Below are 22,380 nucleotides of genomic sequence, written 5' to 3' on the forward strand. Positions count from 1 at the left end.
CGCGCCGTGCCTGGCCAGCAGCAACTGATTGAAGGGCGGCCTCGCCGCCCAGTGTTTCATACGGGCCGACGCTTGATGCGCCAGACTGTGCCGACGAAATCTGAAGGAGCATTCGCGACGCTGCGGAGTGACAATTCCGTGCGTCGCAATGGTCCTGAAGCTTCCGGTTCGGCAAGGCGCGAGAGACGGCGTTTCGGCCTTCCCCTCACCCCCGAATCAGGTGGACCGTCGCGTCACCCGCCGGCGCGATACGCGCCCACGGCTTATCGCGTCCGCCGCCGCCAAGAGTTAAGACATGCCCAACAAGATGTTGATCGATGCCACCCACCCGGAGGAGACCCGGGTCGTCGTGGTCCGCGGCAATCGTGTCGAAGAGTTTGATTTCGAGACCGCGCAACGCAAGCAACTGCGCGGGAATATTTACCTCGCCAAGGTCACAAGGGTCGAACCCTCGCTCCAGGCTGCTTTCGTCGAATATGGCGGCAATCGCCACGGCTTTCTCGCCTTCAGCGAAATCCATCCCGACTATTACCAGATCCCGGTCGCCGACCGGCAGGCGCTGATCGAGGCCGAGGAACAGGCCCATCGCGAGGCCGAGGAAGAAAGCGAGAACCGCTCGCACGGCCGTCGCCGCTCGCGGCACCGCAACGCCCGCCGCCGCGGTCATGGCGAGCGCGTGCGCAGCGACATCGTCGAAGGTCTCGAAGCCGGCGCCGATCCCGCCGCTCAGCCGGTCGAAGGCGCCGCGCTGCCCGAGCATGCCGAGGGCGAGCATCCGCACGCCGATACGGAGCATCATGGCGAGCACGAAGGCCACGATCCCGATCATGGTGACCATGATCATGACGAACATCGTCATGCCCGCGATGACGAGCACGATCACGCTCACGATGATGCCCACGGCCGCGAGGACGAACGCGATCATCACGATCATGATCACGCCGACGAGACGCCCGCGCCTGTCGCGGCGGTCGGCGCCGAGCCCGCGGTCGAAACCGCTGCCGAGCCGCAGCCGGCGTCAACCTTCGACGTTCCCGCTCCAGAAGCTCATGCCGCGGAAGCGCAGGCGGAGCCTCTGGCCGAAGCCGTGACATCGGCCGCCGAGCCGGCCGAGGCCATCTACACCGCCGGCGAAAGCACGGAAGCCCCGCATGCGGACGCCGGGGAAGCAGCCGAGGAGGACGACGAGGACGAGGACGGCGAGGATGCCGAAGAGGAAGTCGTCGAATCCGTCGGCGGCGACGACGTGCTCGAGGAAGTGCCGGAGCGCACCTTCCGCCCGCGCCGCCAGTACAAGATCCAGGAAGTCATCAAGCGCCGCCAGGTGATGCTGGTTCAGGTCGTCAAGGAAGAGCGCGGCAACAAGGGCGCGGCGCTGACGACCTACCTCTCGCTCGCCGGCCGCTACGCCGTCCTGATGCCGAACACCGCACGCGGCGGCGGCATTAGCCGCAAGATCACCAGCGCGCAGGACCGCTCGCGCCTGAAGGAAGTGGTGCAGGACCTCGACGTGCCCGAGGGCATGGGCATCATCCTGCGTACCGCGGGCGCCGCCCGGACCAAGCCCGAGATCAAGCGCGACTTCGAATATCTGATCCGGATGTGGGAGACGGTGCGCGACCTCACGCTGAAATCGCAGGCCCCGACCCTCGTCTACGAGGAAGGCTCGCTGATCAAGCGCTCGCTGCGCGACCTCTACAACAAGGAGATCGACGAGATCCTGGTCGCCGGCGAAGCCGGCCACCGCGAGGCCCGCGACTTCATGAAGATGCTGATGCCCGCCAATGTTGGCGCGGTGAAGCAATATCGCGACGGCCAGCCGCTGTTCTCGCGCATGGGCGTCGAGAGCCAGCTCGATGCGATGTTCTCGCCGACCGTGCAGCTGCGCTCCGGCGGCTACATCGTCATCAACCAGACCGAGGCGCTGGTCTCGATCGATGTCAACTCGGGACGATCGACGCGCGAGCACCATATCGAGGACACCGCGCTCAAGACCAACATGGAAGCGGCTGAAGAGGTCGCCCGCCAGCTCCGCCTACGCGACCTCGCCGGCCTGATCGTCATCGATTTCATCGACATGGACGAGAAGCGCAACAACCGCGCGGTCGAGCGCAAGCTGTCCGATTGCCTCAGGCAGGATCGCGCGCGCATCCAGGTCGGCCGCATCTCGCATTTCGGCCTGCTCGAGATGTCGCGCCAGCGCATCCGCGCCAGCGTGCTGGAATCCTCGACCGATCCGTGCCCGCATTGCGGCGGCACCGGCCACGTCCGCTCGGTGTCCTCGGTGGCGCTACAGCTCCTGCGCGGCCTCGAAGAGATCCTGATGAAGGGCGCAACCCACAATCTCGTCGTCCGCACCCGCACCGACGTCGCGCTTTATGTGCTGAACCACAAGCGCGGCCATCTGCGCGATCTCGAGAACGGCTTCAAGGTCACGCTGTCGGTGATCGCCGATCCCGGCGTCAGCGGTCCGCAGGCCTATGTGATCGACCGCGGCGAGCAGGTGCATACGCTCGAAGCCGCCAAGGCGCTGCTCGTTGCGCAAGCCGCTGCGAGCCCGCCGCCACCGGCCGAAGAGGCCTATGACGACGAGGACGTCTTCGACCTGGAGACGGAATCCGAGGTCGAAACCGACGAGACCGAAGGCCTTGCCGACGAGCAGGCTGGCGGCGAGGCAGCCTCGGAGCAGGACGGCCAGCGCCGCAAGCGCCGGCGCCGCCGGCGCGGCCGCGGCGGCCAGCGCGAAGGAGAGTTGCGCGAGGATACGGCGCCGACCGTGCCTGAGCCCGCGATGATCGCCGGCGAAAGCGAGGAGGAGACCGAGTCCGAGCAGGACGGTGAGGAAGGCGAGGAACAGGCCGCCCGTGGCGAACAGCAGGGCAGCGGTGATCGCCGGCGTCGGCGTGGCCGCCGCGGCGGTCGCCGCCGTCGCGGTGGCGGCGAGGAAGGTCTTGCCGGCTCCATCAGCGACGAGCTCGGCACCAACGCGCCGCCGGAAGCTGCCGATGCAGTGGCCGATTTCGACGGCCTCGGCAGCCAGGCTTCGCCTTCGATCGCGCAGGCCGAGCCGACCGGCGAGCCGCAATTTGCGGAGCCTGAGCCGCACGCCGAGATCCGAACCGAGGCGCCGGCCCAGCCGGAGCCCGCTCCCGCCGCGACGACCGCAACGCCGGACGAAGAGTCAGCCGGCGACAGGGCCGCGCGGCGCCGCTCCACCGTGCGCGAAAAGGTGAGCTTCCTGGCGAACAGCCAGGCGGAGCCCGCAACGCCGGCGGCGGAGGCGACCGAGCCGGTTGCTGCACCCGCGCCGGCACCTGAGCCCGCGCCGGAGGCGGCAAGCGAAACCCCGGCCGCCCCACGTCGTGCCGGCTGGTGGTCACGCCGTTTCGGCGGCGGCGAGTAAAGGGACAAATGGAATTGAAACCGCCCGGCCCAACCGGGCGGTTTTGATTTGATGAGGTCAGTTGCGATGCAAAGCGCGATCATTCTCGGCGGCGGCATGGTGGGCGTCGGCGCCGCGCTGCATCTGCAGCGGCGCGGCTGGTGGGTGACGCTGATCGATCGCAGGGAGCCGGGCCGCGAGACCAGCTACGGCAACGCGGGGATGATCCAGGCCGAAGCGGTACGCCCCTATCCGATGCCGCGCGACCTCGCTTCGCTTTTGAAGATCGCGACCGGCCGCACCAATGACGTGCGCTACAGCCTCTCCTCGCTGCATCTCCACATCGAGCCCCTGCTCCGCTATTGGTGGCATTCGGCGCCGAAGCGACATCGCGAGGCGATCGAGGCGTGGGCACAGCTGATCGCCTACGCAACGGCCGAGCACGACATCCTGATCCGCGAGGCGCATGCCGACAATCTCATCCGCCGCGCCGGCTACCGAGCGCTGTTTCGCGATGCCGCTTCGTTGGATCTCTCGGTCAAGGCTGCCGAGGAAGATCAGCGCGAATTTGGCGTGAACTACCGCGTGCTGTCGGGCAGCGAGCTTGCCAGGGCCGAGCCGATCCTGCGCGACGATCTCCCGGGAGCGATCCACTGGCTCGACACCTGGACCGTGTCCGATCCCGGCGCGCTGGTCACGGCCTATGCCGAGTTGTTCGCGCGCCTCGGCGGCAGGATCGTGCTCGGTGATGCGCAGTCGCTGCGACAGACCGCGACTGGCTGGTCGGTGGACACCGATCAGGGCCGCATCGACGCTGCCCACGCCGTCGTGACGCTCGGGCCGTGGTCGCCTGATTTATTGTACAAATTCGGCTATCGCATCCCGCTGGTGCGCAAGCGCGGCTACCACATGCATTACAGCGGCGGCGCTTCGCTCGACCTGCCGCTGGTCGACAAGGCCCGTGGCTACGCCATGGGGCCGATGGTCAGGGGAATCCGCATCACCACCGGCGCCGAATTGACCGGCGCGGACGCACTCGCAACACCAGTGCAGCTCGCCAGCGCCGAAGCCTCGGCGCGCGAGCTGATCGACCTCGGCAAACGGGTCGAGCCGGATCCGTGGTTCGGCACGCGGCCCTGCACGCCCGACATGCTGCCGGTGCTCGGCCCCGCCCCGCGCCACCCCGGCCTCTGGATGAATTTCGGCCATGGCCACCAGGGTTTTACGCTGGGACCTGCGACCGGGCGCCTGCTCGCGGAAATGATGAGCGGCGAAACGCCCGCGGTCGATCCCACGCCGTACCGGCCCGAGCGATTTTAGCGAGCGCATCCTATCCGCGACGCTCGACAATCCGGCGCGCCGCCGGCATCAGGGTCGCGCCGAGCGCATTCTTGACCAGCGAGGCCGCGATGAAAGGCACGATGCCGACCTGCCAGGCCTTGGCGGCGCCGAGACCAAGGCCGAATGCCAGCCAGCCGAATCCGGTCGCGAGAATGACGATGTGGCCAACAGCCATCGCCGCAAACAGCAGCACGACGCTGCGATCCCAGCCGCGCTCGGCGAGCCAACCGGTCGCGAACGCAGCCAGCACGAAACCGAACAGATAGCCCGCGGTCGGGCCGACCAGCGGCGCGATCCCACCCACGGGGCCGGCGAACACCGGAAGCCCGATCGCGCCCTCGGCGAGGTAAGCGATCATGGTCGCGCTGCCGAGGCGCCAGCCATAGGCGGCGCCGATCATCAGCACCACCAACGTCTGCAACGTCATGGGCACGTAAGGCAGCGGCAGATTCACCTTGGCCGACAGCGCCATCAACGCCGTGCCGAGCGCGACCAGCACGACGGCACGCAGCGCGCCGACGGATTCGCCCGGCCGCGTCGGCCACATCAAAGCGGCGAGAGAGGAATGTGGCGCAGCGGCGGACGGGACGGAACGGTCTGACAAGCTGAACTCCGGAAGGCTGAAGAAAACTGGCGCAGTTATTTAAGCCACTCAGCAATCCGGTCAACTGCCTCACGCATCTCCCCTGGCGAGCGCGCATAGGAGAAACGAATGAACGAGCGGCCATGGATGGGATCGAAATCAAGGCCGGGCGTTGCCGCCACGCGCGCCTGCTCCAGCATCTGCTTTGCGAATTCGAAACTGTCGGCGGTGAAGTCCGAGACGTCTGCATAGAGATAGAAGGCGCCGTCGGCCGGCAGGAATTTCGTCAGTCCCGCCTTGGGCAAACCATCGATCAGGACGCGCCGGTTTTCCTGGTAGCCGTGCTTGATCGCCTCCATCTCGGCCGTGCCGTCGAAGGCGGCCTCCGCCGCGATCTGCGACAGCGCGGGCACCGAGATCGAGAGGTTCTGCTGCAGCCGCTCGATCGGCCGCACAAGGATCTCGGGCACCACCATCCAGCCGACGCGCCAACCGGTCATACAAAAATACTTCGAGAACGAATTGATCACGAGCGCGTGCTCGGACAGCGCAGCCGCTGTCACGGCCGGAAACGCGTAATCGAGCCCGTGATAGATCTCATCGGAGATGAAGCGGATGCCGGCGTCTTCTGCGGCCGCGATCAGGCCGGCGAGCGCTTCACGGGACATCATCGTGCCCGTCGGATTGGCGGGGCTGCCGACCAGAACACCCTTCAGCGGCGCCTTGCGATGCGCTGCGAGCAGGGCCTCGCCGGTGAGCGCGTGACGCGTTTCGTTCGTGGTCTCGATCAGCACCGGCTCGCAGCCGAGCGCGGTCAGGATGTGTCGATACGGCGGATAGCCCGGCACCGTCACGGCGACACGATCGCCAGGTTCGAACATCGACAGAAAGGCCAAGATGAAGCCGCCGGACGAGCCCGTCGTCACCACGATCCGCTCGGGGCTGACATCGCAGCCATAGGTGTCGCGATAATGGCGCGCGATGCGCGCGCGCAAGGAAGGGATGCCGAGCGCGGACGTATAGTCGATTCGTCCAGCCTCGAGCGCCGCATGGGCGGCCGCGATCGCGGTCCTGGGCGCGCCGGCCGCGGGCTGGCCGACCTCCATGTGGATCACATGACCGCCGGCGGCCTCGATTCGGGCCGCCGCGGCCATGACATCCATCACCATGAACGGGGGAACATCGCTGCGGCGGGAGGGCTCGAGCCACTGCCCCAACCGGTTCCTCAATGTCGCGTCGTGCATCGATTTCTGCTATTGGCTGGCGAACCGGTCCGTCCGGTCCGTAAACGGGGCGCTTGTGCCCCAGACTGGCCGCATTGTACGGCTCATAAGGGCACCGCTCACAAGGGCATATCCCGTATCCGGTCCGCCGCCAATCGCCAAAACCAATCACTGAACTGCTTGACCAAGACCACTTGACCGAGCCCCTTTTGACCAAGACCGCTTGATGTCGCTCCAGATCGCATTGCGCAAGAAGGCCTCCGCCCTCACCGCCCTCGTCACGGCCACGGCGATCGCGCTGACGCCGTTCTCGGCCGCGCGCGCGCAGGCCAAGGGGCCGCCGGTCCTGCGCGACACCGAGACCGAGCAGCTGCTGCGCGAATACACGCGTCCGATCCTGCGCGTTGCGGGTCTGGAGAAGCACAACATCCAGATGGTGATCATCAACGACGGCTCGTTCAACGCCTTCGTCGCGGATGGCCGCCGCATCTTCGTCAATTGGGGCGCGATCCTGCAATCGGAGACGCCGAACCAGATCATCGGCGTGCTCGCGCACGAGACCGGACACCTGGCGGGCGGCCATCTGTCCAAGCTGCGCGAGCAGCTCGCCGCCGCCCAGACCCAGATGATCATCGCGATGCTGCTCGGCGCCGGCGCGATTGCGGCCGGCAGCACGCAGCGCAGCAGCGTAGGCAACAACGGGCTCGCCAATGCTGGCGCGGCCGCCATCGCCGCTCCGCAGGAGGTGATCCGCCGCACGCTGCTGTCCTACCAGCGCCAGCAGGAGGAGAATGCCGACCGCGCCGGCGTGAAATTCCTGGCTGCGACCCAGCAATCGCCCAAGGGCATGTACGAGACGTTCAAGCGCTTCACCAGCGAGAGCCTGTTCGCCGCGCGCGGCGCCGATCCCTATCTGCAGTCGCATCCGATGCCGGCCGAGCGCGTCGCCGCACTACAGGAGTTCGCAAGCTCCAGCCCCTACTGGAACAAGAAGGACGATCCCGCGCTCCAGCTTCGGCATGACATGGTCCGCGCCAAGATCTCCGCCTTCATGGAGCGGCCGGAGACGGTGTACCGCCGCTATCCCCAGACCAACGACAGCCTGCCGGCGCGCTATGCCCGCGCCATCAGCACCTATCTGCACGGTGATCTGCGCAGCGCGCTCGCCCAGATCGACGCGCTGATCCAGGTGCAGCCGAACAACCCGTATTTCTACGAGGTGCGCGGCCAGGCGCTCCTGGAAAGCGGCAAGGCGGCCGAAGCGATCGCTCCCTTGCGTAAGGCCGTCGCCCTCTCGAACAACGCCCCCCTCATCGAGATGTTACTTGGGCAGGCTCTGGTCGGAACCGATAATAAGGCCTACACCGACGATGCCGTTCGGATTCTCCGCGCCGCGGTGGCCCGGGAGCCCGAGGCGGCGCTCGGTTATACCCAGCTCGCGATGGCCTATGGCCGGAAGGGAGATTATGCGGAGGCAGATCTCGCCTCGGCCCAGGCCGCATATTTGCGCGGCGACAACAAAACCGCCCGCGAGCTTGCCACGCGCGCGAAAACACGTTTCGCCGTCGGCACCCCCGGATGGGTCAAGGCCGACGACATCGTGGCGGCGAAGCCGCCGCGCAACTGACGCAAACTCGAACGACGCCCGACCACGACGTCACGACACCGGGCTTGAATCCGCCGGGACGTTTCTCGAAACCTGCTTTGGATAAGAGGATTTGACTATGCCTTCGCTGCGCCTGTTCGCTCCTGCCTTGTTCGCGCTCGCCATGTTCGGCGCAGCCGTGCCCGCCTCGGCCGACAGTTTCTCCGACAGCCAGCGCACCGAGATCGAGAAGATCATCAAGAACTATCTCGTCAGCCATCCCGAGGTGCTCGAGGAGGCCATGGCCGAGCTCAGCAAGCGCCAGGCCGCGGCCGAAACGCAGAAGCACCAAGCCAGCATCGCGCAGAACGCCGAGGCGATCTTCAACTCGCCACGCCAGGTCGTGCTCGGCAACAGGGACGGCGACGTCACCTTCGTCGAGTTCTTCGACTACAATTGCGGCTATTGCAAGCGCGCGATGGACGACATGCTGACCATCATGAAGGGCGATCCGAAGCTGAAGGTGGTGCTGAAGGAATTTCCGGTGCTGAGCCAGGGCTCGGTGGAAGCGGCGCAGGTCGGGGTCGCCGTGCGCATGCAGGATCCCTCCGGCAAGAAATATCTCGACTTCCATCAGAAACTGCTCAGCGGCCGCGGCGCCGCCGACAAGGCCCGCGCGATGCAAGCCGCCAAGGAAGCCGGTCTCGACACGGCTCGCATCGAGAAGGACATCGCCAGCCCCGAGGTGCGCGCCACCCTCGAGGAGAATTTCAAGCTTGCCGAAGCGATGGGCATGAACGGTACGCCGAGCTACGTGATCGGCAAGCAGATCGTGATCGGTGCCGTCGGTGTTGAAAGCCTGAAGGAGAAGATCGGCATTGCCCGTTGCGGCAAGGCGACCTGCTGATCACAGTTTTACGATAGCGAGAACACAAAAAGGCCGGCAGACATGCCGGCCTTTTTTCTTGCGCTGAACGTTGGCGCCTTCGTGCAAAGTCATTCATCTGGCGTTCAACAAACAAAAGCCGCGGAACAGTCGAAGTTCCGGAACAACTCAAATCCCCTTTCGTTGTCGGCGCGGGCAATGACGCGAATGAACACGTGAGGAGAATTTCGATGTTGAACCGCTTTATGATTTCGGTTGCCGCAGTCGCGCTCGTCGCGGGCACTGGCCTCGCGAACGCGCAAGGCAACATGGGCCGCGATAGCGGCGGCGGCGCCGGTGGCGCGCAGATGCAGCATTCGCAGCCTTCCGGCGGCGCGGCTGAGCGCGGTGGCTCGATGAGCCAGGACAAGGGGACCGTTGGCCAGGCCGGCGGCTCCGGGACGATGAAGTCCGAAGACAAGTCCGGCGCGATGAAGGACGAGCGCTCCTCGGGCGGCGCGATGAACAAGAACGCGGCCGAGGACAAGTCTGGTACCACCAAGGGCCAGCGCACCGATGATCGCGCGCAGGGCCAGATGGACAAGTCCCAGCAGGACAAGTCCAAGAGCATGAGCCAGGACACCAGCAAGTCCGGTGCTAAGGACCAGAAGGACATGAAGGCTGAGGGCAGCAAGAGCGGCACCTCGACCACCGAGACCCGACAGGGCACCGGCACGAGCACCAACCAGAATGCTCAGGGCCAGACCGGCACCAGCACCAACCAGAACGTGCAGGGTCAGACTGGCACCAGCTCGACCCAGAACGCGCAGGGCCAGAGCTCGACCACGGTCGGCCAGGCCGGCGCCGCTGCCAAGCTTTCGACTGAGCAGCGCACGCAGATCACGTCCGTGATCCGCGAGCAGCGCGTGGCTCCGGTGACCAACGTGAACTTCTCGATCTCGGTCGGCACCCGCATTCCGCGGGAGGGCATCACCCTTCACGCCCTGCCGTCTCGGGTCGTGTCGATCTATCCGGAATGGCGGAGCTACAAGTATGTCCTGGTCCGGGAAGAGATCGTCATCATCGATCCGGACACCTACGAGATCGTGGCTGTGCTGAACGTCTAAGGCGGACACGGGCAATCTCAGGGGCGGGCAGCGATGCCCGCCCCTTTGCATGCGCCCGGCAGCCATGCTTCGGACTGGTTAACAAGCAATTTCCGTGGTTTCCGCACAGGTTTTTGCGCACTGGATGAGGTGCTTGAACCCAACCTCAAGGCCCTTCAAGGCTTCCCCTCACGCGCTTTGTTACCTATAACCCCCGCCACGCCGAAACACCTCTTCCGGGATTGGAATGGCCGAACCTGCAACCGACACGATCCTCGTCCTGAACGGGCCGAACCTCAACATGCTGGGGACCCGCGAGCCCGACAAGTATGGCCATGCGACGCTGGCCGACGTCGAGGCGCTGTGCCGGGACACGGCCGCGACGTTCGGCCTGAAGGCGGACTGCCGGCAATCCAACCGCGAAGGCGAGTTGATCGATTTCATCCACGAGGCGCATGCGCGCAAGATGAAGGGCATCATCATCAATGCCGGCGGCTATTCCCACACCTCGATCGCACTGCACGATGCGCTGCTCGCGGTGCAGATTCCGACCGTCGAGGTGCACGTGACCAACATCCACGCCCGTGAGAGCTTTCGTCACCATTCCTACACCGCGCGCGCGGCTTTCGCCTCGCTCTGCGGTTTCGGCATCGAGGGCTACCGCCTCGCCATCCAGGGCCTTGCCGCCAAGCTCGGCATCAAGCCCAACGCCTGACGCTCCCTTCCAACAGAACATTCGGATCAAACAACATGGCGCGCCAGCCAGACGACAAAGCAGCCGCAAAGTTTTCCAGCGAGGATTCCGCGCTCGTCCGCGAGCTGGCACTTCTGCTCGATGAGACCAGCCTCACCGAGATCGAGATCGAGCGAGCGGGTCTGCGACTGCGCGTTGCCCGCAACATCAGCGTTGCCGCGACCATGCCGATGCAGGTGACGGCTCCTCCGGCCGCCCTGCCGGTGGCAGCAAGCCCCGCGGCCCCTGCCGCGGCCGATCTGTCGAAGCATCCCGGCGCCGTGACCTCGCCGATGGTCGGCACCGCCTATTGGGCGCCGGAGCCGGGCGCAAAGCCGTTCATCGACGTCGGCACCAAGGTCTCAGTCGGCCAGACCCTGCTGATCATCGAAGCCATGAAGACGATGAACCAGATCCCCTCGCCGCGCGCCGGCACGGTGACGCAGATCCTGGTCGAGGACGGCCAGCCGGTCGAGTACGGCGAGCCGCTGGTGATCATTGAGTGACGCGAATGGGGAATAGCGAATAGCGAATGGCGTCAGCCTTCCCTACTCGCCATTCGCCACTCGCCATTCGCTGCAGGACAACATGTTCGACAAGATCCTCATAGCCAACCGCGGCGAGATCGCCCTTCGCATCCTCAGGGCCTGCAAGGAGCTCGGGATCGCCACCGTCGCCGTGCACTCCACTGCCGACGCCGATGCCATGCATGTGCGGCTGTCGGACGAGAGCGTCTGCATCGGGCCGCCGGCGTCCAAGGACAGCTATCTCAACGTGCCCGCCCTGCTCGCGGCCTGCGAGATCACGGGCGCCGACGCGGTGCATCCCGGTTACGGCTTCCTCTCCGAGAACGCGCGCTTTGCGGAAATCCTCGCCGAGCACAATCTGCACTTCATCGGCCCCAAGGCCGAGCACATCCGCCTGATGGGCGACAAGATCGAGGCCAAGAAGACCGCCAAGCGCCTCGGCATCCCCGTGGTGCCCGGCTCGGACGGCGCCGTCGGTCCCGACGACGATGCGATGGCGATCGCGAGGAAAATCGGCTTCCCCGTGCTGGTGAAGGCGGCGGCGGGCGGCGGCGGCCGCGGCATGAAAGTCGCGCACAGCGAGGCCGACCTCCAGGTCGCCTTATCGACGGCGGCCAACGAGGCCAAATCCGCCTTTGGCGATGCTTCCGTCTATCTGGAAAAATACCTGCAGAAGCCGCGCCACATCGAGATCCAAATCCTCGGCGACGGCCGCGGCGGCGCGATCCATCTCGGCGAGCGCGACTGCTCGCTGCAGCGCCGCCACCAGAAGGTCTGGGAGGAAGGCCCCTCGCCCGTGCTCGCTGCCGCCGCGCGCGCCAAGATCGGCGAGACCTGCGCGAAAGCGATGCGCGAGATGAAATATCTCGGCGTCGGCACCATCGAATTCCTGTTCGAGGACGGCGAGTTCTACTTCATCGAGATGAACACCCGCATCCAGGTGGAGCATCCCGTCACCGAGAGCATCACCGACATCGACCTCGTGCTGGAGCAGATCCGCATCGCCGCCGGCGGCGACCTGCCGGCCAGGCAGGACGAGGTCCAGGTCATCGGCCATGCGATCGAGTGCCGCATCAACGCCGAGAATCCGCAGACCTTCCGCCCCTCGCCCGGCCGGATCCTGCAATATCATCCGCCCGGCGGCCTCGGGGTGCGGATCGATTCCGCCGTCTACCAGGGCTACACGATCCCGCCCTATTACGACTCCCTCGTTGGCAAGCTGATTGTGCACGGCAAGACCCGCGCCGAATGCCTGATGCGGCTGCGCCGCGCCTTGGACGAGATGGTGGTCGAGGGCATCGAGACCACGCTGCCGCTGTTCCGCGCGCTGGTGCGCGAAGCCGACATCATCAACGGCGACTACCACATCCACTGGCTGGAGCAGTACCTGGCCGGCAAGGTGGAACCAGCGCCACGATAATCACGCCCTCTCATGGAACCCCTTGCCTCCAATCGCGTTCTGGAGGGTTGGGGCCAGTTCCAAGGGGGGCGTTTTGAACTCCATTGCCTGCAGACAAGGTGAACCGTCGTGACGGCTGAAGGCCAGCGACGGCGCGCATTCTGGCAGATCCTGCTGTTCGCGGCGGGCCTTTTGGTGCTGACCGTGATCAGCGCCGGTTCCGTCTATCTCGTCAACAAGGCGCGGGAGGACAGCAAATGGGTGGTTCACACCATCGAGGTGGAGAACCAGATCAATGCCCTGCTGCTGGAGATCCGACGTGCAGAGAGCGGCGCTCGTGGCTACCTGTTGACCGGGGAAGACAACTTCAGGACTGACCATGAAAAGGCCGTGGCCGCCATCATCCCGGCCCTCGACAAGCTCACCCGCCAGAGCGTCGACAATCCGGGGCAACGCGAGAATGTCGAGAAGCTGAGCGCGGCGATCGAAACCCGGCTCAACCAGTTCGCGCAGGAAATGGCCTTCATTCGGCAAGGCCAGCCGGACAAGGCCACGGCACTGGTGCGTGAGCTGGCAGCCCAGGACGCCACGGCGAGGATCGCCAGCGTCGCCAACACGATGATGCGGGAGGAGGAGCGGCTGTTCCGCCTCCGCACGGCCAACTCCGACCGCAGCCAGACCCTGGCCGCCTCGATGACCGGTATCGGATCCGGCCTGGTTGTGGTGCTGGCGCTGATCTCGATCTGGCTGGTGCGGCGTTCGACACGCGAACGCGATGCGGCCGAAGCGCGCCTGCGCGAGGCCTACGCCAACCTCGAGACCGTCGTCGACGAGCGCACGGCGGATCTGCGCGAAGCCAACGACGAGATCCAGCGCTTTGCCTATATCGTCAGCCACGATCTGCGCTCGCCGCTCGTTAACATCATGGGCTTCACGAGCGAGCTCGATGAGCTCGGCGGCGACATCTTCCGCCGCATCGGCAGCCTCTCGCACGCCCCTGCGGAAGGAGCGCCGCTCGCGCCCGCCGCGCCGGGCGAGATCGCGCTCGAAGACGCCGACAAGCAGCTCCAGGAGGATTTCTCCGAAGCGCTCGGCTTCATCAAATCGTCGATCGCCAAGATGGACCGGCTGATCTCGGCCATCCTCAACCTCACCCGCGAGGGCCGGCGCGAATTCCAGCCGGTGAAGATCGACACGCGCGAGCTGATCGAGGCCATCGTGACGACGCTGGCGCACCAGGCCGCCGAGGCGCAGGCCGAGATTCACGTCGAGCCCCTGCCGGACCTCGTGAGCGACCGTCTCGCCCTCGAGCAGATCTTCTCCAACCTGATCGACAATGCCATCAAATATCTCAAGCCCGGCGTGCCCGGCGAGATCAGAATCCGCGGGCGGACCAAGCTCGGCTACGCTATCTTCGAGGTCAGCGACAACGGCCGCGGCATCGATCCCAAGGACCACCAGCGGATATTCGACCTGTTCCGCCGCGCGGGAACCCAGGACAAGCCCGGCCAGGGCATTGGTCTTGCCCATGTGCGTGCACTTGTGCGTCGCCTCGGCGGCACCATGTCGGTATCATCGGAACTCAACACGGGCAGCACCTTCACGATCACGCTGCCGATCGCCTGGAACGTGAGCAACCGGAACAGAGATCGATGACCCAGCCTGTCACCATCATCATGGTCGAGGACGACGAGGGCCATGCCCGTCTGATCGAGCGCAATATCCGCCGCTCGGGCGTCAACAACGAGATCGTCTCCTTCACCACCGGGACCGACGCCATGCGGCACCTGTTCGGCGCCGACGGCTCCGGGCTGGTGCAGAAGGGCAACGCGCTCCTGATCCTGCTCGACCTCAACCTCCCCGACATGACCGGGATCGACATCCTGAAGCAGATCAAGGAGAACAAGTACCTGAAGGCCTCGCCCGTGGTGGTGCTGACCACCACCGACGATTCCCAGGAGATCAAGCGCTGCTACGAGCTCGGCTGCAACGTCTACATCACCAAGCCCGTCAACTACGAGAATTTCGCCAACGCCATCCGGCAGCTCGGTCTGTTCTTCTCGGTCATCCAGGTCCCGCCCGCCGCCACATGAACCAGCGCACGCCGACACTGCTCTACATTGACGACGACGGGGCGCTGGCGCGCCTGGTCGATCGCGGCCTGACGCGGCGCGGCTTCCGGGTCGTCCATGCCGCGAGCGGCGAGGAAGGTCTCGAGCACATCCGCCGCGCCGCCGCCCAGAACAGCACCGTAGGCGGCATCGACGTCGTCGCGCTCGACCAGTACATGCCGGGCCTCGACGGGCTCGAGACGCTCGAGCAGATCATGGCGATCCCGGACGCGCCGCCCGTCGTGTTCGTGACCGCCTCGCAGGATTCCAGCATCGCGGTGACGGCGCTCAAGGCGGGAGCGGCCGACTATCTGGTCAAGGACGTCCAGGGCGACTTCATCCCGCTCCTCCACGTCGCCGCCGAAGGCGCGCTACGCCAGGCCGAGCTGCAACGGGCTCGCGAGGAAGCCGAGGCCGAGATCCACGCCTCGCGCGACCGCTACGCGGCGCTCGCCGCCGAACGCGAGCTCCTGCTGCGCGAGGTCAATCACCGCGTCGGCAACTCGCTTCAGATCATCGCTTCGCTGCTGCACCTGCAGGCAAGCTCCGCCGCGCAGGACGAGGTCAAGGCGGCGCTGACCAACGCGATGGGCCGCGTCGCCGCGGTGGCGCAGGTGCACCGCCGCCTCTATACCTCGCAGGACCTCAAGAGCGTTGTCCTCAATCAGTATCTGGACTCGCTGCTCGAGGATCTCAGGCGGTCGGCCGAAGGCAACCGCATGTCGCGCCTGACGCTGAAGGCCGAGCCGATCGAGATCGATCCGGACCGTGCGGTCGCCGTCGGCATCATCGTCAACGAGCTGGTGATGAACGCGGTGAAATACGCCTATCCCGACGGCGCCGGCCCGATCCATGTCGAGCTGATCTCGCAAGGCGACGACCTCCTGCTCTCGATCACCGACGACGGCGTCGGCGACAACGCCAAGGCCGATCCGCGCTCCACCGGCATGGGCCAGCGCATCGTCGCAGCCATGGCCACCAAGCTCGACGCCACGGTCGAGCGCGATCCCACGCATTCCGGAACCCGGGTCGTGCTGAAGTTCGGCCGCATGCCCGCAAGCGTCGGCAAGACCAGCACCGCTGCCACGGGCTGAGCGGTTCGGCCGCACCCATCGCAACTGCATTGCGATCCTGCTATGATGGCAAGCCATGACTTCGCGCGACTCCGCCCCGTCTGAAATCACGCCGGCCGTGCTGCTGCGCGCTTATGCCTGCGGCATCTTTCCGATGGCCGAAAGCGCCGACGATCCGACCCTGTTCTGGGTCGAGCCGGAGCTGCGCGGCGTCATCCCGCTCGACGGCTTCCGCGTCGCCTCGCGCCTCGCGCGCACCGTGCGCTCGGATCAGTTTCGCGTCACCGTCAACACCGCATTCAAGGCGACCATCGCCGGCTGCGCGGCGCCGCAAGTGGGCCGCGAGGACACCTGGATCAACAAGCGCATCCGCGACCTCTATGGCGGGCTGTTCGAGCTCGGCCATTGCCACAGCGTCGAAGCCTGGCAGGGCGACGAGCTCGTCGGCGGTCTCTACGGCGTCAGCCTGGGGCGGGCCTTCTTCGGCGAGAGCATGTTCCACAATGTGCGCGATGCCTCGAAGGTCGCGCTGGTGCATCTGGTCGCGCGGCTCATTCACGGCGGCTTCGAGCTGCTCGACACCCAATATGTCACCGAGCACCTGAAGAGCTTCGGCGCCGTCGAGATCTCGCGGCGACGCTATACCGCGCTGCTCGACAAGGCGCTGGCGGGCGAGCCCGGCGATTTCCTGAAGCTCTCCGCCGGCGAAGCGATCCCGGGCGCAAGCGCCCTCGAGATCATCGCTTCGCGGCAATAACAAACAGCTCGGTTAGCGGCCAAACCCGGGAATGCCGAACAGGCCTGGGCGCTGCTCCGGTGGTGGCGGCGGTGGCGGCGCCGGTTGCTGCTGCTGGATCGGCGGCAGCGGCTGCGGCGGGCGCTGCTGCACCTGCTTGGGCGCGGCCTTCTTCTGCGCGGGCGGCGGTGGCGGCGGCTTGGCCGCGGCCGGATCCGGTGCCGCCGTCGCCACGGTCTGCTGCGGCTCTTTGCAGTCGGTCAGCCAGATGTCGTAGATCGGATGCTCGACGCCGTGCAGGCCGGGGCTCGCCGCGTACATCCAGCCCGAGAAGATCCGCTTCACCTCGCCCTGCAAGGTGATCTCGTCGACCTCGACGAAGGCGTCGGTGTTGGCCGCTTCAGTCGCCGGACGCGTGTAGCAGGCGTTGGTCTTGACGCGGAGCGCACCGAACTGGACGGTCTCGCCGATCTCCTCGTCGAAATTGATGATGCGCCCGGTGATCTTGTCGAGGCCGGAGAACGTCGCCTTCTTGTTCACGATCTTCTGGGCCGGCGGCTCCGTCACGACCTCGTCGCCCGGCTGGAGGCTGGCCGGCGTCTGCGGCACGCCGCCCTTCTGCTGGGGCTGGCGCTGACCGGGCGCTCCGGGAGCGCCTTGCGGACCCGGCGGAGTGATCGCGGCCGAGGGCGGCTGGTTCGGCGGCGCGAGGGTCGAGCCCGGCGGCGGTGCTAGGGGCTGGGTCTCGACCGGCCCGGGCATCACGTTGCCCTGCCGGCCCGGAGGCGGCGGCATCGGGCGCGACGGCAGCACCCGGCCCTGCGGCGGCAGCTCCGGCACCTCTTCGTCGTCCTCGGGCATCTGCTGCGGCTGGGGCTGGCCGCGCGGAATGCTGCCGGGCGGCCGCAGCGGCGGCGGATCGGAGAAGATCGTGCCGATCTGCGCACTTGCCGGCGTCGCAGCCGTCAGTGCGGTGGCGGCCAAAAGCGCCGCAAGACCGGTCAGGGAAAAGGTTTTGAACATTTCGCGCGGCTTCAACAGCGAATCGGGCTCGTTGGACATTCTACAGGGGATACCGCCGCTCGCAGGCCTTCCGGTTAACACGCCGAATACGGCGGGGGAAGGGCGGCATCCCTGCCCTTCCCGGCCCGGTCTGGCCAGGCCGGCTCCCGGATGGGATAGTCCTGAGCCCCTCGCCGGGGCACCCCCATGGCCGAAGGCGAGCATGCCCTCCAAAGCGCTACGCAGCCGATAATACCGACAGAAATGCCCTCCCTCCTCCGAGCCGTCCTCGCCCTTCCCCTGCGTGCCCTCGGCTGGCTTGGCGGCCAGGGCACGCGCGCGGTGGCGGCGATTGCCTTCATCGCGGTCGCGGTGCCGCCGCTCGGCGCGCTGCTGCGCCCCTACGTCACCGAGGCGATCTTCCTTCTGCTCTGCATCTCCTTCATGCGCGTCGATCTCGGCGCGCTGTACGGACATCTGCGCCGGCCGGCGCTGGTCGCGGCCGCCACCGCCTGGACCACGATCGGTGTGCCGCTAATCTTCGCCCTCGCTGCCCACGCGACGGGGCTCTCCACGAGCTCTCCAGGCCTTGCTCTCGCGCTGATGCTCCAGGGCATGGCCTCGCCGATGATGGCGGCGCCAGCGCTTGCCGCGCTGATGGGCCTCGATGCCGCGCTGGTGCTGGTCACGCTGGTGACCTCGACCGCGCTCGTGCCATTCACCGCCTCGCTGTACGCGAGCCTGTTTCTCGGCGGCATGCTCAGCATCTCTCCGATGACGCTCGGCTTGAAGCTGCTCGGCATCCTCGCCGCATCACTGGTGACCGCCACGATCAACCGCCGTCTGGTGGGCAGTGATGCAATCCAGCGCCACAAGCGGCCGATCGACGGCCTCAACATCATCATACTCTTGGTGTTCGCCTCCGCAGTGATGGGCGACGTCGCAACCGAGTTTCTCGCCGATCCGCTGTTCACGATCGCCGTCGCGCTGCTCGCTTTTGCGGTCTACTTCACCCTCCTCGCCGCAACCACGCTGATCTTCCGACGTGCCGGCACCGAGCGCGCGTTCGCGCTCGGCCTGATGGTGTCACAGCGCAATCTGGGCCTGATGCTGGCGGCCACCGCCGGCGCGCTGCCGGCGACGACCTGGCTCTATTTCGCGCTGACGCAGTTTCCGATTCACTTTGCGCCGTACATGCTGATGCCGATCGCAAGGCGCCTGACGGCACGCACGAATGGGTCCAGCGAGGCAAAAAAGGCCGAAGTTCACTCGTTTGTGTCACAGGAGCGCCGTGAAGGAACAACAATCTAAGGTGGCCGTTCAAGGTCTGTTACCCAAAGGAGGTCGCGATGAGGTTTGCCGTGATTTTGGTTCTCGGCTCGCTCGCGCTGGGCTCGGCCGCGAGAGCCGATCGACCCGGCCCCGACTGGATGCCGATGCAACAAGTGATAGCCAAGATCCTGGAGGCGGGCTATTCCGAGGTCACCAAGCTTGAAGCCGACGATGGCCGGTGGGAGGGCGAAGGCATCAAGAACGGCCAGAAGATGGAATTCCGTGCCGATCCCAAAACCGGCGCCATCGTGAGCGAGAAGCCGGACAAGTGAGCATCGCCGAAGTCCGCTTCTGAGCAACGCCCGACTTCGCCGTTCCGCAGGGCTCGCCAAGGTCAAGAGAAACGTCCTACCCCGCCCGCGCCGCGCGCCGCAGCGCCTGCGGCGGCTGGCCATAGGCGCGGATGAAGGCACGCCGCATGCGCTCGGGGTCGCGGAAGCCGGTCACCTCCGCCACGCGCTCGATCGCCTCGCGCGAGGACTGCACGCGCTCGCGCGCGACTTCGAGCCTGAGCCGCTCGATCGCCTTGGACGGTGTCGTGCCGGTCTCGGCGGCAAAGGCGCGGGCAAAATGCCGCGCGCTCATGCCGGCGCGATCGGCGAGATCCTCCACCGTCAGCGGCGCGTCGAGATTTTCGCGTGCCCAGGATAGCAGTGCGCCGAAACGACCGTTCGGCGCCTTCAATTCCAGCAGCGACGAGAATTGCGACTGCCCGCCGCTGCGGCGGTGATAGAGCACGAGCTGCCGCGCGGTCGCCTGCGCGATCTCCTCACCGTGGTCCTCGGTGACCATCGCGAGCGCGAGGTCGATCCCTGCGGTGATACCTGCGGATGTCCACACATTACCGTCGCGGGTAAAAATCTGATCCGGCTCGAACTTAACCTTGGGAAAGCGCGCGACGAACTCGCGCGTCCGCCCCCAATGCGTGGTGGCGCGGCGGCCGTCGAGAAGCCCCGCCTCGGCCAGCACAAAGGCGCCCGAGCAGACGCTCGCGACCCGCACGCCGCGCCTTGCAAGCCGCTGCACGAAGGCCCGCGTGATCTGACAGCGCCCAGCTTCCGCGACGCCCATGCCGCCGGCGACGACGAGCGTCGTGATCGCGTTCGCGGTCTTGAAGTCGCGCGCCATCATCTCGACGCCTGACGAGCTGCGCACCAGCCCCGGCTTGGCGGCCAGCACGCGGATGGCTGGCGCCTTGCCGAGGCAGCGCGCTGCGATCTCGAACGCCGAGATCGGACCTGCCGCATCGAGCAGCTGGAAGTCCGGGAAGATCAGGATGCCGATCATGGGCCAAGCCGTAACGTATGTCCGAAACCGAGGGAATTATGCCATTTCGGACAGAAGGGCACCATGCCATTCTGCCGGCGTCAAGCGCATTATCGGAGGCTCCCATGTCGTCACCGCTCCAGATCGGAATCCTGGTATTTCCGCGCGTCACCCAGCTCGATTTCACCGGCCCCTTGCAGGTGTTCGCCATGGTCCCGGACGCAAAGCTGCACCTGATCTGGAAGCGGATCGAGCCGGTGCCGAGCGATTCCGTGCTGACGCTGACGCCGACTACGACCTTTGCGGATTGCCCCCAGCTCGATGTCATCTGCGTGCCGGGCGGCCAGGGCACCAACGACCTTCTCAACGACGAGGACGTGCTCGAATTCCTGCGCAAGCAGGCGGCAGGCGCCAAGTACGTCACCTCGGTGTGCACGGGATCGCTGGCCCTCGGCGCCGCCGGCCTCTTGAAGGGGTATCGCGCCGCCACCCATTGGAGCGCAATGGAGATGCTCGCGCAGTTCGGCGCGACACCGACGAAGACCCGCGTCTGCGTCGATCGCAACCGCATCACCGGCGGCGGCGTCACCGCAGGCATCGACTTCGCGCTGACGCTGGTCTCGATCATGGTCAATCGCACCACCGCCGAAGCGATCCAGCTCCAGATGGAATATAATCCAGCCCCGCCGTTCAATGCGGGCTCGCCCGACACGGCGCCCGCCGAAGTGCTGGCGCTGCTGAGGGAGCGCGGCGCGCAGAACCATGCACGGCGGCTCGAGGCGGTGCAGCGCGCGGCCGTGCGGGTGGCGTAAAGGATCGGGCTTGCTCTTGTGCCCCGGACGCAGCGCAGCGTTTCACGCTGCAGCGCGTCCGGGACACGCGAGGCGAACAACGACAGAAAAAGGCCGCTCGGTTTCCCAAGCGGCCTTTCCTGTCTCACGGTGGCTGCACATTCACATCGGGCGATGTCGGAGCTTCCAGACCGGGGGCCTATCTCCCGATCGAGTCCTTCCTCGGCGGCCGCTGCATCTCGGGACAGTCGCGAACTGTTGCCCGAACCGAACGCGATGGTCTCCCATCTCCGTAAGATGGGATCATTGAGCCGCATCGCCCGCCTCGCGGCAACACCTGCGCAGGCGGCATCCCCGCTGTTCCCGTTGTCCACAGCGGCGCGGCGCGGATGCATGTGCATCCGCTTTGGACGATGGTGATTCGTGGGTCGGCCGAAAGGGGCTTAGCCGGGCGTCCAGGGCTGATAGTCGCCGGTCGCCTTGGGACGCCTGCCGCTGGCGAGCGTCGAGCCGGAGGGCCGATAGGCCTTCGCTGTGCCGGTGAGATTCGGCTGGTGCGGCTTCTCCCACTCGCGCGGCTGATAATCGATCTCGGTCGGCGGCTTGTCGACGACGTGGTGAATCCAGCCATGCCAGGACGGTGGAATCCGGCTCGCTTCCGCGTAGCCGTTATAGATCACCCAGCGCCGCTCGAAGCCGAGCGCCGGATCGATCGCCCCGCCCCGCGTGCGGTAGTAACGGTTGCCCTGCTCGTCCTCCCCGACCAGCTCGCCATACCGCTTGGTCCAGAGCTGGGTGCCAAAGGTCTGGCCATTCCACCAGGTGAAGAACTTGAGGAAGAATTGTTTCATGCGGCAAGGGCCCTGCTTCGTGGGGTCCTGATGCCATCCGGGGGCCGAAATGTCCAGTTCGGCAGGCGCGTCGGCGCCCCGCAAATCCGCCTGCCGCGCACGCCCCTGCCGCAAAGCCGACGCGATTCATTCATGCCCGGTACAGCGGCGGGACCTGAGGCTCCATGCGCGCGCAAACCGGCGTGATCCCAGGAACCCCCGCGCTTTCTCAGGGTTGCTTTCCGGGAAAGGAGTTTACCATGAACAGTCTGAAATTGTTGAGTGCCGCTGCGACGGTGGCGTTGGTTCTTCCCTTGGCGAGCCCGAGCTTTGCGCAGCAGAGTCGTGCCGCCGCGGTCGGAGCGGGCGGTGGTGCGGCGATCGGTGGCGGAGGTGCCGCGGTCGGTGGCGGAGGCGGCGGCTTCGGTGGCGGCGCCCGCATGGGCGGCGGCGGCGCCGCGTTCCAGGGCGGTGGCGGCGGTTTCGGGGGCGGAG

At 66.4% G+C, this 22,380-nt stretch carries 20 protein-coding genes and 1 pseudogene; 16 read left to right on the forward strand and 5 right to left on the reverse strand.

All coding sequences use genetic code 11. The features are described from left to right. Positions 1-295: 295 nt before the first annotated feature. Positions 296-3,403, forward strand: a complete 3,108-nt coding sequence (locus XF30_RS22740; RefSeq protein WP_109143911.1) for an Rne/Rng family ribonuclease — start codon at positions 296-298, stop codon at positions 3,401-3,403. A gap of 66 nt (positions 3,404-3,469) precedes the next feature. Then, positions 3,470-4,702, forward strand: a complete 1,233-nt coding sequence (locus XF30_RS22745; RefSeq protein ID WP_109143912.1) for an NAD(P)/FAD-dependent oxidoreductase — start codon at positions 3,470-3,472, stop codon at positions 4,700-4,702. 10 nt (positions 4,703-4,712) lie between these two features. Here the strand turns inward: XF30_RS22745 and XF30_RS22750 are convergent, their stop codons facing one another. Continuing rightward, on the reverse strand, positions 4,713-5,270 hold the full coding sequence (locus XF30_RS22750; RefSeq protein WP_109143913.1) for a biotin transporter BioY: 558 nt from the start codon (positions 5,268-5,270) through the stop codon (positions 4,713-4,715). 92 nt (positions 5,271-5,362) lie between these two features. Then, entirely contained in the window at positions 5,363-6,550 is a 1,188-nt protein-coding gene (locus tag XF30_RS22755) for a pyridoxal phosphate-dependent aminotransferase (RefSeq protein WP_109143914.1), read from the reverse strand. A gap of 205 nt (positions 6,551-6,755) precedes the next feature. Between XF30_RS22755 and XF30_RS22760 the strand changes: the two genes are divergently transcribed. The 10 genes from XF30_RS22760 to aat all read left to right on the forward strand — a co-directional run bounded on the left by XF30_RS22760 (position 6,756) and on the right by aat (position 16,685). Beyond that, a complete protein-coding gene (locus tag XF30_RS22760) occupies positions 6,756-8,156 on the forward strand; it encodes a M48 family metalloprotease (RefSeq protein WP_036022887.1) in 1,401 nt (466 codons plus the stop codon). Positions 8,157-8,253: 97 nt separating this feature from the next. Beyond that, entirely contained in the window at positions 8,254-9,021 is a 768-nt protein-coding gene (locus XF30_RS22765) for a DsbA family protein (RefSeq protein ID WP_036000050.1), read from the forward strand. A gap of 209 nt (positions 9,022-9,230) precedes the next feature. After that, positions 9,231-10,106, forward strand: coding sequence for a DUF1236 domain-containing protein (locus XF30_RS22770; RefSeq protein ID WP_109143915.1), 876 nt, complete (start codon positions 9,231-9,233; stop codon positions 10,104-10,106). A 226-nt stretch (positions 10,107-10,332) separates the two neighbouring features. Next, entirely contained in the window at positions 10,333-10,800 is a 468-nt protein-coding gene (gene aroQ / locus XF30_RS22775; RefSeq protein WP_036022884.1) for a type II 3-dehydroquinate dehydratase, read from the forward strand. Positions 10,801-10,835: 35 nt separating this feature from the next. Then, positions 10,836-11,324 carry an acetyl-CoA carboxylase biotin carboxyl carrier protein gene (gene accB / locus XF30_RS22780; RefSeq protein ID WP_036022883.1) on the forward strand — a complete coding sequence of 163 codons (489 nt, stop codon included), beginning with the start codon at positions 10,836-10,838 and terminating at the stop codon, positions 11,322-11,324. An 82-nt stretch (positions 11,325-11,406) separates the two neighbouring features. After that, positions 11,407-12,765, forward strand: coding sequence for an acetyl-CoA carboxylase biotin carboxylase subunit (accC, locus tag XF30_RS22785; RefSeq protein ID WP_036022882.1), 1,359 nt, complete (start codon positions 11,407-11,409; stop codon positions 12,763-12,765). A gap of 108 nt (positions 12,766-12,873) precedes the next feature. Beyond that, positions 12,874-14,400 carry a sensor histidine kinase gene (locus XF30_RS22790; protein ID WP_109143916.1) on the forward strand — a complete coding sequence of 509 codons (1,527 nt, stop codon included), beginning with the start codon at positions 12,874-12,876 and terminating at the stop codon, positions 14,398-14,400. Beyond that, entirely contained in the window at positions 14,397-14,837 is a 441-nt protein-coding gene (locus tag XF30_RS22795; protein WP_036000093.1) for a response regulator, read from the forward strand. The genes XF30_RS22790 and XF30_RS22795 overlap by 4 nt, the downstream gene beginning before the upstream one ends. After that, on the forward strand, positions 14,834-15,949 hold the full coding sequence (locus tag XF30_RS22800; protein ID WP_036022880.1) for a sensor histidine kinase: 1,116 nt from the start codon (positions 14,834-14,836) through the stop codon (positions 15,947-15,949). Before XF30_RS22795 ends, XF30_RS22800 begins: the two co-directional genes overlap by 4 nt. 55 nt (positions 15,950-16,004) lie before the next feature. Then, positions 16,005-16,685: a leucyl/phenylalanyl-tRNA--protein transferase gene (gene aat / locus XF30_RS22805; RefSeq protein WP_057029056.1), complete on the forward strand. Its 681-nt coding sequence runs from the start codon at positions 16,005-16,007 to the stop codon at positions 16,683-16,685. A gap of 12 nt (positions 16,686-16,697) precedes the next feature. On the opposite strand, the gene XF30_RS22810 is transcribed toward aat, so the two are convergent. Then, positions 16,698-17,726, reverse strand: coding sequence for a DUF2155 domain-containing protein (locus XF30_RS22810; protein WP_192893224.1), 1,029 nt, complete (start codon positions 17,724-17,726; stop codon positions 16,698-16,700). Positions 17,727-17,930: 204 nt separating this feature from the next. Between XF30_RS22810 and XF30_RS22815 the strand changes: the two genes are divergently transcribed. Next, entirely contained in the window at positions 17,931-18,977 is a 1,047-nt protein-coding gene (locus XF30_RS22815) for a Na+-dependent transporter (RefSeq protein WP_109143918.1), read from the forward strand. A gap of 38 nt (positions 18,978-19,015) precedes the next feature. After that, on the forward strand, positions 19,016-19,270 hold the full coding sequence (locus XF30_RS22820) for a PepSY domain-containing protein (protein WP_036000102.1): 255 nt from the start codon (positions 19,016-19,018) through the stop codon (positions 19,268-19,270). A gap of 76 nt (positions 19,271-19,346) precedes the next feature. Here XF30_RS22820 and XF30_RS22825 read toward each other — a convergent pair whose 3' ends face one another. Then, positions 19,347-20,285: a GlxA family transcriptional regulator gene (locus XF30_RS22825; RefSeq protein ID WP_109143919.1), complete on the reverse strand. Its 939-nt coding sequence runs from the start codon at positions 20,283-20,285 to the stop codon at positions 19,347-19,349. Positions 20,286-20,389: 104 nt separating this feature from the next. Between XF30_RS22825 and XF30_RS22830 the strand changes: the two genes are divergently transcribed. After that, entirely contained in the window at positions 20,390-21,076 is a 687-nt protein-coding gene (locus tag XF30_RS22830) for a DJ-1/PfpI family protein (RefSeq protein ID WP_109143920.1), read from the forward strand. Positions 21,077-21,498: 422 nt separating this feature from the next. Here XF30_RS22830 and XF30_RS22835 read toward each other — a convergent pair whose 3' ends face one another. Next, complete coding sequence (locus XF30_RS22835; protein ID WP_036022873.1) at positions 21,499-21,906, reverse strand: NADH:ubiquinone oxidoreductase subunit NDUFA12; 408 nt, start codon at positions 21,904-21,906, stop codon at positions 21,499-21,501. A 239-nt stretch (positions 21,907-22,145) separates the two neighbouring features. On the opposite strand from XF30_RS22835, the pseudogene XF30_RS38210 reads away from it, so the two are divergent. Next, a pseudogene (locus tag XF30_RS38210) lies at positions 22,146-22,380 on the forward strand (BA14K family protein); the annotation flags it as partial.

This window comes from Bradyrhizobium sp. SUTN9-2 (assembly GCF_003122645.1).
Lineage (GTDB): Bacteria > Pseudomonadota > Alphaproteobacteria > Rhizobiales > Xanthobacteraceae > Bradyrhizobium > Bradyrhizobium yuanmingense.

Bases quoted from the DNA above. Each gene is read 5' to 3' on its own strand.
- XF30_RS22740 (WP_109143911.1), top strand. From the start codon at position 296: ATGCCCAACAAGATGTTGATCGATGCCACCCACCCGGAGGAGACCCGG.
- XF30_RS22745 (WP_109143912.1), top strand. From the start codon at position 3,470: ATGCAAAGCGCGATCATTCTCGGCGGCGGCATGGTGGGCGTCGGCGCC.
- XF30_RS22750 (WP_109143913.1), bottom strand. From the start codon at position 5,270: ATGTGGCCGACGCGGCCGGGCGAATCCGTCGGCGCGCTGCGTGCCGTC.
- XF30_RS22755 (WP_109143914.1), bottom strand. From the start codon at position 6,550: ATGCACGACGCGACATTGAGGAACCGGTTGGGGCAGTGGCTCGAGCCC.
- XF30_RS22760 (WP_036022887.1), top strand. From the start codon at position 6,756: ATGTCGCTCCAGATCGCATTGCGCAAGAAGGCCTCCGCCCTCACCGCC.
- XF30_RS22765 (WP_036000050.1), top strand. From the start codon at position 8,254: ATGCCTTCGCTGCGCCTGTTCGCTCCTGCCTTGTTCGCGCTCGCCATG.
- XF30_RS22770 (WP_109143915.1), top strand. From the start codon at position 9,231: ATGTTGAACCGCTTTATGATTTCGGTTGCCGCAGTCGCGCTCGTCGCG.
- aroQ (WP_036022884.1), top strand. From the start codon at position 10,333: ATGGCCGAACCTGCAACCGACACGATCCTCGTCCTGAACGGGCCGAAC.
- accB (WP_036022883.1), top strand. From the start codon at position 10,836: ATGGCGCGCCAGCCAGACGACAAAGCAGCCGCAAAGTTTTCCAGCGAG.
- accC (WP_036022882.1), top strand. From the start codon at position 11,407: ATGTTCGACAAGATCCTCATAGCCAACCGCGGCGAGATCGCCCTTCGC.
- XF30_RS22795 (WP_036000093.1), top strand. From the start codon at position 14,397: ATGACCCAGCCTGTCACCATCATCATGGTCGAGGACGACGAGGGCCAT.
- XF30_RS22800 (WP_036022880.1), top strand. From the start codon at position 14,834: ATGAACCAGCGCACGCCGACACTGCTCTACATTGACGACGACGGGGCG.
- aat (WP_057029056.1), top strand. From the start codon at position 16,005: ATGACTTCGCGCGACTCCGCCCCGTCTGAAATCACGCCGGCCGTGCTG.
- XF30_RS22810 (WP_192893224.1), bottom strand. From the start codon at position 17,726: ATGTCCAACGAGCCCGATTCGCTGTTGAAGCCGCGCGAAATGTTCAAA.
- XF30_RS22815 (WP_109143918.1), top strand. From the start codon at position 17,931: ATGCCCTCCCTCCTCCGAGCCGTCCTCGCCCTTCCCCTGCGTGCCCTC.
- XF30_RS22820 (WP_036000102.1), top strand. From the start codon at position 19,016: ATGAGGTTTGCCGTGATTTTGGTTCTCGGCTCGCTCGCGCTGGGCTCG.
- XF30_RS22825 (WP_109143919.1), bottom strand. From the start codon at position 20,285: ATGATCGGCATCCTGATCTTCCCGGACTTCCAGCTGCTCGATGCGGCA.
- XF30_RS22830 (WP_109143920.1), top strand. From the start codon at position 20,390: ATGTCGTCACCGCTCCAGATCGGAATCCTGGTATTTCCGCGCGTCACC.
- XF30_RS22835 (WP_036022873.1), bottom strand. From the start codon at position 21,906: ATGAAACAATTCTTCCTCAAGTTCTTCACCTGGTGGAATGGCCAGACC.